The organism is Streptomyces sp. SID4985 (genome assembly GCF_009863025.1).
GTDB lineage: Bacteria > Actinomycetota > Actinomycetes > Streptomycetales > Streptomycetaceae > Streptomyces.
In genome coordinates this window covers 1-1,286 of sequence record NZ_WWIR01000362.1, presented here as the reverse complement: position 1 = coordinate 1,286, position 1,286 = coordinate 1, and the positions used below count along the sequence as shown (strand labels likewise).

1 protein-coding gene is annotated in these 1,286 nt (G+C 73.4%); it reads right to left on the bottom strand.

Going from position 1 to position 1,286, the window contains the following annotated elements; genetic code table 11:
- On the bottom strand, positions 1 to 1,286 hold a 1,286-nt coding region (locus tag GTW40_RS15285; RefSeq protein WP_237525526.1), incomplete at both ends, for a condensation domain-containing protein.

Sequence of the window (1,286 nt, the reverse complement as noted above, 5' to 3'; positions counted from 1 at the left end):
TACGCGTTCGAGGAGTTGGGTGAAGGTGGGGTCGCCGCTGGTGTCGGTGCGCAGGACGAGTGTGTTGACGAAGAAGCCGACCAGGTCGTCGAGGGCTTCGTCGGTGCGTCCTGCGATGGGGCTGCCGATGGGGATGTCGGTTCCCGCGCCCAGTCGGGTGTAGAGGGCGGCGAGGGCGGCCTGGAGCACCATGAACAGACTGGTGCCGGTACGCCGGGCCAACTCGGCCAACGACGCGTGCAGTTCGGCGGAGAGTTCCAGGCCGATCTGGTCCCCGTGCCAGCGGGCCACGGCAGGCCGCGGCCGGTCGGCGGGCAGTTGCAGCAGCTCCGGCAGGTCGTCCAGCTGCTGCTTCCAGTAGCCGAGTTGTTCGGCGAACCGGCTCTCCGCGTCATCGGCGTCGCCGAGCAGGTCGCGCTGCCAGAGCGTGTAATCGGCGTACTGCACCGGCAGGGCCGGCCAACTCGGCGCGCGACCCTGGGACCGTGCGGCGTACGCCTCGGCCAGGTCGCGGGCCAGCGGGCCGGTGGACCAGCCGTCACCCGCGATGTGGTGCATCACCAGCAGCAGCACGTGCTCCTGCGGCGCGAGCGTGAAGAGCCGGGCCCGCAGCGGCGGTTCCGCCGCCAGGTCGAAGGGCTGCCGGGCGAACTCGGCCAGCAGACCGGGCAGTTCGCTCTCCGACGCCTCGGTCGACGGCACCGGGGGCCGGGCCGCGCCCGGGTCCAGGACGCGTTGGCACGGTACGCCGTCGACCTCCGGGAACACCGTCCGCAGGCTCTCGTGCCGGGCCACCACGTCGGCGAGTGCCTCGTCCAGTGCCGCCGCGTCGAGCGTCCCGGTCAGCCGGAGGGCCAGCGGGATGTGATACGTCGCGGCGGTGCCGTCCATGCGGTGCAGGAACCAGAGCCGCCGCTGAGCGTAGGACAGCGGTACCGTCTCCGGCCGCGTGTGCGCTGTCAGCGCCGGGCGGACGTGACCGGCCTCGTCCAGCGCCTGGGCCAGGTCCGCCGCGGTGGGCGCCTGGAAGAGCGCGCGCAGGGCCAGCTCCACGCCGAGGACCGAGCGAATCCGTGCGACCAGCCGGGTGGCGAGCAGGGAGTGGCCGCCCAGGTCGAAGAAGTTGTCGTCGGCCCCGACCCGGGGCACGTCCAGCACCTCGGCGAACAGCTCGCACAGGAGCCGCTCGCGCGGTGTACGCGGCGCGCGGCCCGTCGCCGCGGTGACCGGCTCGGGCGAGGGGAGCGCCCCCCGGTCCAGCTTCCCGTTCGGCGTCAGCGGCAGCG